Origin of the sequence: Aeromicrobium sp. Leaf272, from assembly GCF_001422865.1 — a bacterium.
GTDB lineage: Bacteria > Actinomycetota > Actinomycetes > Propionibacteriales > Nocardioidaceae > Aeromicrobium.
In genome coordinates, this window is sequence record NZ_LMMY01000010.1 from 195,984 (window position 1) to 202,681 (window position 6,698).

Annotated in this window: 6 protein-coding genes and 1 tRNA gene; 2 read left to right on the forward strand and 5 right to left on the reverse strand. The window is 72.8% G+C overall.

Annotated features, from left to right (window positions below):
- Together prs and glmU are read right to left on the reverse strand one after the other, a co-directional pair.
- The coding region (prs, locus tag ASF38_RS06185) for a ribose-phosphate diphosphokinase (protein ID WP_235497461.1) at nucleotides 1-625 on the reverse strand (625 nt) is incomplete at its 3' end.
- Nucleotides 626-656: 31 nt separating this feature from the next.
- Nucleotides 657-2,102: a bifunctional UDP-N-acetylglucosamine diphosphorylase/glucosamine-1-phosphate N-acetyltransferase GlmU gene (glmU, locus tag ASF38_RS06190; protein ID WP_255353818.1), complete on the reverse strand. Its 1,446-nt coding sequence runs from the start codon at nucleotides 2,100-2,102 to the stop codon at nucleotides 657-659.
- 79 nt (nucleotides 2,103-2,181) lie between these two features.
- Here glmU and ASF38_RS19050 point away from each other — a divergent pair, with 79 nt between their 5' ends.
- The gene (locus ASF38_RS19050; protein WP_235492862.1) at nucleotides 2,182-2,346 is read left to right on the forward strand and encodes a hypothetical protein; all 165 of its coding nucleotides are present in this window, start codon (nucleotides 2,182-2,184) and stop codon (nucleotides 2,344-2,346) included.
- A gap of 39 nt (nucleotides 2,347-2,385) precedes the next feature.
- Complete coding sequence (locus ASF38_RS06195) at nucleotides 2,386-4,059, forward strand: CapA family protein (RefSeq protein WP_056574439.1); 1,674 nt, start codon at nucleotides 2,386-2,388, stop codon at nucleotides 4,057-4,059.
- Between the two features lie 265 nt (nucleotides 4,060-4,324).
- Here ASF38_RS06195 and ASF38_RS06200 read toward each other — a convergent pair.
- The 3 genes from ASF38_RS06200 to ASF38_RS06210 form a co-directional block, all read right to left on the reverse strand.
- Nucleotides 4,325-4,403 (reverse strand) — tRNA-Gln (locus ASF38_RS06200).
- 34 nt (nucleotides 4,404-4,437) lie between these two features.
- A complete protein-coding gene (locus ASF38_RS06205) occupies nucleotides 4,438-5,208 on the reverse strand; it encodes a methyltransferase domain-containing protein (RefSeq protein WP_056574442.1) in 771 nt (256 codons plus the stop codon).
- Entirely contained in the window at nucleotides 5,208-6,560 is a 1,353-nt protein-coding gene (locus ASF38_RS06210; RefSeq protein ID WP_056574446.1) for an amidase, read from the reverse strand. The genes ASF38_RS06205 and ASF38_RS06210 overlap by 1 nt, the downstream gene beginning before the upstream one ends.
- Nucleotides 6,561-6,698 lie beyond the last annotated feature (138 nt).

Sequence of the window (6,698 nt, forward strand, 5' to 3'; positions counted from 1 at the left end):
CCTCGCCGACGACGCGGTTGGCCTTCGACTCGTTCGGCTTGCGCGGGTCGCGGGTCTTGTGGATGAACGCGAGCGGGGCGCCGCCCAGGGCGTTGGCCCACGACTCGGCGACCTTGATGCGACCGGCGTCGGGCGAGACGACCGCGAGCGGCTGCTTGCCGTACTTCTTCTTCACGTAGCGCGTGAGGATCGGCATGGCCAGCAGGTGGTCGACGGGACCGTCGAAGTAGCCCTGGATCTGCGCCGTGTGCAGGTCGACCGTCATGAGGCGGTCGGCGCCGGCGGCCGTGAACAGGTCGGCCATGAGACGAGCCGAGATCGGCTCGCGGCCGAGGTGCTTCTTGTCCTGACGGGCATAGCCGTAGAACGGCAGGATCACGGTGATGCGCTTCGCGGAGGCCCGCTTCAGCGCGTCGATCATGATGAGCTGCTCCATGATCGCCTCGTTGATCGGGGCCGCGTGGCTCTGGATCACGAACGCGTCGCTGCCGCGGACCGACTCGTCGAAGCGGACGTAGATCTCACCGTTCGCGAAGTCGTACGCCGTGGTCGGCACGAGCGGGACCTCGAGCAGGTTCGCGACCTCCTCGGCGAGCACGGGGTGCGCCCGGCCCGAGAAGAGCATGATCTTCTTCGTCGGCGTCTTCTTGAGCAGGTCACTCACCAGCGGGCTCCTCGGCGGCGGCGGCAGCAGCAGCGGACGGGGTGCCCGGCCGCTTGCGCTGCACCCACCCGTCCATGGTCCTCTGTGTCCCAGCACTCACCGCAAGCGCCCCCGACGGGACGTCCTCCCGCACGATCGTCCCGGCGCCGGTGAAGGCGCCGTCGCCGATCGTCACGGGGGCGACGAACACGTTGTCCGAACCGGTGCGGGCGTGCTTGCCCACCACCGTGCGGTGCTTGTTCACCCCGTCGTAGTTGGCGACGATCGTGCCGGCACCGATGTTGGTCCCCTCGCCGACGTCGGCGTCGCCGACGTAGCTGAGGTGAGGCACCTTGGCGCCCTCGCCGAGGGTCGAGTTCTTGACCTCCACGAAGGTGCCGATCTTGCCGTGGTCGCCCAGCACCGCGCCGGGACGCAGGTACGCGAACGGACCCACGCTCGCGCCGGCGCCCACGACGGCGTCGGAGCCGTGGGTGCGGACGACGGTGGCGTCGTCGCCGACCTCGACGTTGCGCAGCGTGGTGTCGGGCCCGACCGTGGCACCGGCACCGATGGTCGTCGCGCCGAGCAGCTGGGTGCCGGGCAGCAGCGTGACGTCGGTGCCGAGGCTGACGTCGGAGTCGATCCACGTGGTGTCGGGGTCGACGATCGTGACGCCCTGACGCATCCAGTGGTCGGTCGTGCGCCGGTTGAGCTCCTTGCCGAGGCGGGCCAGCTGGGCCCGGTCGTTGACGCCCTCGGTCTGCCACACGTCCTCGAGGACGTGGGCCCCGACCGGGCGGCCCTCGCGCACGGCCGTGCCCACGATGTCGGTGAGGTACAGCTCGCCCTGCGCGTTGTCGGTGTCGAGCTTGCGCGTGGCGTGGTCCAGGAAGGCGGCCTCGACGGCGAGGATGCCGCTGTTGACCTCGCGCACGGCCCGCTCGTCGTCCGTCGCGTCCTTGTGCTCGCGGATCGCGACCACGGCGCCCTGCTCGTCGCGCAGGATGCGGCCGTAGCCGCTGGGGTCGTCCAGCTCGGCGGTGAGGATCGTGACGGCGCGACCCGCGTGGGTGTGGTCGAGCAGCAGCTCCGACAGCGTCTGGGCCGTGAGGAGGGGGACGTCGCCGTAGGTGATGAGCACGGTCCCCTCGGGGACCTCGTCGAGGGCGTCGAGCGCGACGCGGACGGCGTGCCCCGTGCCGTTCTGCTGCTCCTGCACGGCCTGCACGACGCCGGCGTCCAGCTCGGTGACGGCGGCGGAGACCTGCTCACGGTCGTGGCCCACGACCGCGACGACCTGCGAGGCGCCGACCTCGCGGACCGCCGTGAGCGCGTGGGCGACCATGCTGCGCCCGCCCAAGGGGTGCAGCACCTTGGCCGAGCGGGACCTCATGCGCGTCCCGGCGCCGGCGGCGAGGACGATCGCGGTCACGGTCGGCGTGGTGGAGTCAGGCACGCCCGCCAGTGTACGGAGCGTCCGGACCCGATCGCTCGCCTCGGTCTGCGGACCGCGTCGGTCCGGGAGACCATGAGGGATGACCGATCCCGTCGAGGAGACCACCGACGCCCGGACGCAGGACGCCCTCCGTTCGCTCGAGAAGGCCCTGCAGGACCCGGAGGTCGCCGAGACCTTCCGCGGGGTGCAGCGCCACCTCGGCTCCTTCACCTTCGACCCCGTCGGCACGCTCGACGAGGACTGACGGACCGGCCTGCTTGGCACGGTCACGGAGCATCGACGCATGGACCAGCGCCGCCGGCGGACGGGACCCGTGCTCGCGGGCGTCGTCGCGCTGCTCGGAGGATGCTCGGTCCACGCCTGGTCCTTCGACACCGAGGTCGAGGACCCGTCGCGCGCCATCACGCTCGCCTTCGCCGGCGACGTCCACTTCGAGGGCGACCTCTCGGACGTGCCGGGTGACGGCGACGCGACGCTCGGCGAGATGTCGCAGCTGCTCGCCGCGGCCGACCTCGCGGTCGTCAACCTCGAGACGGCGCTCACCACCCGGGGCGAGCCGGCCGCCAAGGAGCTCGAGTCACCCGAGGCGCGCTACTGGTTCCGGGCACCGGCATCGGCGCTCGACGTCCTCGAGCGCTCGGGCGTCGACGTGGCGTCCATGGCCAACAACCACGGCGCCGACTACGGCGTGCGCGGAGTGCGCGACAGCGTGGCGGCGGCCGAGGACGGCCCCGTCGCGGTGGTGGGGATCGGTCTCGACGACGAGGCCGCCTACGCGCCCCACCGCCGGACCATCCGCGGGACGTCGGTGGCCGTCCACGCCGCCGACGCCTCCCCGCTGGAGAGCGAGGCGGCCGTCTGGACGGCGGAGCCGGGCAGCGGGCCCGGACTCGCGACCGCCAGGGGCGCCGGTACCACGCGCCTCCTCTCCTCCATCCGCACCTCCGTCGAGCGCGACGACGTGGTGGTGGTCTATCTGCACTGGGGCGCCGAGGGCCTCGCCGAGCCGACCGCGGCGCAGCAGGAGCTGGCCGAAGCGCTCGCCGACGCCGGTGCCGACGTGGTCGTGGGCGCCCACACGCACATCCCCATGGGAGCGGGCACGCTCGACTCGACCTACGTCGCCTACGGGCTCGGGAACTTCCACTGGTACCACGGCGACACGGCCGAGTCCGGCGTCCTGCAGGTCACGCTGACCGACGGCCAGGTCACCGACGACCAGTGGCTCCCCGGCCTGATCCCGCCCGAGGGCGGCGGACCGACCCCCTTGTCCGGCCAGACCGCCGACGCCGCGGTGATGTCGTGGCGCGCCCTGCGGGACACCACCGGGCTCACCGCACCACCCGGCGAGGCGGGAGCACCGACGCCGCCCGACCTGCCGGCCTTCGAGGCCTCCGTGGACGGGATCGACGCGGCCACCCGGCAGCGGATGACCAGCCACGATCCCGACACCTGCCCGGTGCCGCTCACGGACCTGCGGCTGGTCACGCTCCCGTACGTCGGGTTCGAGGGCCTGGCGCACCAGGGCGAGATCGTGGTGCACGCCGACGTCGCCGCCGACGTCGTTCGGGTCTTCGGCACCCTCTACCGCGAGCGGTTCCCGCTGCAGTCGATGCGCATCATCGACGAGTTCGACGGTGACGACGACCGGTCGATGGCCGCCAACAACAGCTCGGGCTACAACTGCCGCACGGTCGCGGGCACCGACACGTGGTCGGCCCACGCCTACGGGCGCGCGGTCGACATCAACCCGGTGCAGAACCCCTACGTGGTCGACGGGACCGCACGACCGCCCGCCGCCCAGGCGTTCGTCGGCGTCGACCGCTCCCCCGGGACCGAGGCAGCGCCCGGCGTCATCGTCGACGGCGACGTCGTCGACCGGGCGTTCACGGGGATCGGCTGGGAGCGGGGTGCCGACTTCCCGGAGCCGGACTACCAGCACTACGCAGCACCCTGACGGGACGAGGGGCGGACGAACGTGGCACGTCGCGCGACCGGGCCCCAAGACTGCGGCCCCACACGAGTCACCTCACGTGCAGGACCGCAGGTCCCACGATCCACTCCGCGGCTTCCGAGATTCCCACACCTGGCCGGGGTCACCCGTCGGCGCGTGCCGACCTGCTCTCGACACTACGCGCCTGGACCCGAGGGGACCATGGTCACGTCGAGCCCCCCAGGCGCAAGGATCGTTGGCCGGTGGGACCGCGCCCGAGCGGCCGGCGCTCCCCGGGCAGGAGTCGAACCTGCGTCGCTTGTCCTGATTCAAAGTCAGGCGGGCCCTGCCGGCAGACCAACCGGGGAACGTCGCGACGTGGGCCGCGACGGCGGGACCAGGCTACCCGAGCGGGCGGGTGGCGACGGCGAACGTGCGCCGGAACGGCAGCACCGTGCCGAAGGGACGACGCGGGTAGGCGGTGCGCAGCTCGGCCTTGTACTCCTCGACGAAGTCCTCGCGGAGCCCGTCCGGCAGCGCCGCGAGCACCGGGCGGGCACCCGTGCCCTTGACCCACTCGAACACCGGGTCCTCGCCCGGGAGGACGTGCAGGTAGGTGGTCTCCCACGCGTCGCAGTCCCAGCCGAGGTCGGCGAAGAGCTCGAGGTAGACCTCGGGCGCGGTTCCACGGACCCCCAGCACGCCCCGCGTGTGGTCGGCGTACCGAGGCCGATCGGCGACCTCGCGCATGAGCGAGTGGCTCGGGGCGTCGGCGTTGTTGGGCACCTGCACCGCGATGGAGCCGCCCGGGAGCACGGCGTCGGCCAGTCGCCTCAACACCGCCTCCTGCTCGGGCACCCACTGGAACATCGCGTTCGAGGTGATGACGTCGACCGGCTCGGCGGGCGCCCACGTCTCGACGTCGGCCAGCTCGTACCGCGCGCCGGGGTCGTCGTCGGCCGCCTTCGCCCGCTCGATCATCTCCGGCGACGCGTCGACGCCCAGCACCTGCGCGTCCGGCCACCGGCCACGCAGCACCGACGTGAGGTTGCCGGCGCCACAGCCGAGGTCGACCACCGTCGCGGCGTCGCCCCGGATCCGGGCGACGAGGTCGACGAACGGGCGCCCGCGGTCGTCGGCGAAGCGCAGGTACTGCGTCGGGTCCCAGCGCATCACTCGGCCCTCAGCAGCGACTCGACCTGCGAGGCCACCGACATCAGCAGCGGGTCCTGGTCGCGACGGGCCACCAGCTGCACCGCGAGCGGCAGGTCCTTCTTGCGTGATCGCCCCACGGGCAGCGACACGGCCGGCACGCCCGCATGGTTCCACTGCGCGGTGTAGGGGTAGAAGGCGTTCATGCCGAGCACGGTGCGCAGGCCACCCTTGCCGGCGAAGCGGCCCACCGGCAGCGCCGGGCCGCTCATCACGGGGGTGAGCAGCAGGTCGACGCCGAGCCGGTCGTGGACCGTCGCCCCGAACCGCAGGCCGGCGCGCTGCGCCCAGGCCACCGACGAGGGACCGAACGCTCGGCCGAGACGAGCGATCTGCTGCGTGCGCGGCTCCAGCAGGGTCGGGTCGTCGACACCACGTGCGGCGTCGGCGATCCCGGCGAGGTAGCGGACGGTCAGCGCCTTGGCGTCGAGGCCGTACGGCACCTTGACCTGGACCACCTCGTGCCCCGCGTCGCTCAGCAGGCCGGCGACGTGGTCGAGGGCCGCCTTCACGTCGCGGTGCAGGGGCTCGGCCCGGGTGGCCGCCGCGGTGCTGGTGCTCACCCCGATGCGCAGGGAGCGCGGTGTCGTGGACGCGGCGTGCGCCAGTGCACCGGCACCGCCGAGGCCCACGGCGTCGAGGTAGACCGCCGTGTCGCGCACCGTCGGCGTGACGCACCCCTGGGTGGACAGGCCGTGCCAGCCACCGGCCCCCGGGAGGTAGCCGTGCGTGGTCTTGAAGCCCACGAGCCCGCAGCTGGCTGCCGGGATCCGGATCGAGCCGGCGCCGTCCGACGCCGTGGCCACGCCGATCGCCCCGGACGCGACCAGCGCGGCCGACCCGCCCGACGAGCCGCCGCTGGAGCGGTCGAGGTGGTGCGGGTTGCGGGTGATGCCGCGCGCTGCGGACTCGGTGAAGCCGTAGATCGCGAGCTCGGGGAGCGTCGTGGTGGCCACCGGCACCGCCCCGGCCGCCAGCAGGGCCTGCACGAGATCGCCGTCCTGGGCCGCCACCCGTGACACCGCTCGACTGCCGAGAGCCGTGACCCGACCCGCTACGTCGAGGTCGTTCTTGATCGCCACCGGGACGCCGAGCAGCGGCCCGGTCTCCCCCCGCGCGATGCGGGCGTCGGCCTCGGTCGACGCGTCGAACGCCTCGTCGGCGAGCAGCTCGACCACGGCGTTCACCCGGGCGTCCTCCCGCTCGATCGCGTCGAGGGTGGCGATGGTCAGCTCCCGCGAGGAGACCGACCCCTCACGCAGCAGCGGCACGAGGGTGGCCGGGCCCTTGCCCACCAGGTCGACGACGTCCATGGTCGAAACGGTAGAGGTAGTCCGCGGCCAGAACAATCTCGACATCAAGATTCTTGACGCAGTAGGATGGCGGCATGGGTGTCGAGGAGCGTGACGAGGTCGACGACATCGTCGCGGCCTGGCAGCGCGAACGTCCCG

Bases quoted from the DNA above. Each gene is read 5' to 3' on its own strand.
- ASF38_RS06205 (WP_056574442.1), bottom strand. From the start codon at position 5,208: ATGCGCTGGGACCCGACGCAGTACCTGCGCTTCGCCGACGACCGCGGG.
- ASF38_RS06210 (WP_056574446.1), bottom strand. From the start codon at position 6,560: ATGGACGTCGTCGACCTGGTGGGCAAGGGCCCGGCCACCCTCGTGCCG.
- ASF38_RS19050 (WP_235492862.1), top strand. From the start codon at position 2,182: ATGACCGATCCCGTCGAGGAGACCACCGACGCCCGGACGCAGGACGCC.
- ASF38_RS06195 (WP_056574439.1), top strand. From the start codon at position 2,386: ATGGACCAGCGCCGCCGGCGGACGGGACCCGTGCTCGCGGGCGTCGTC.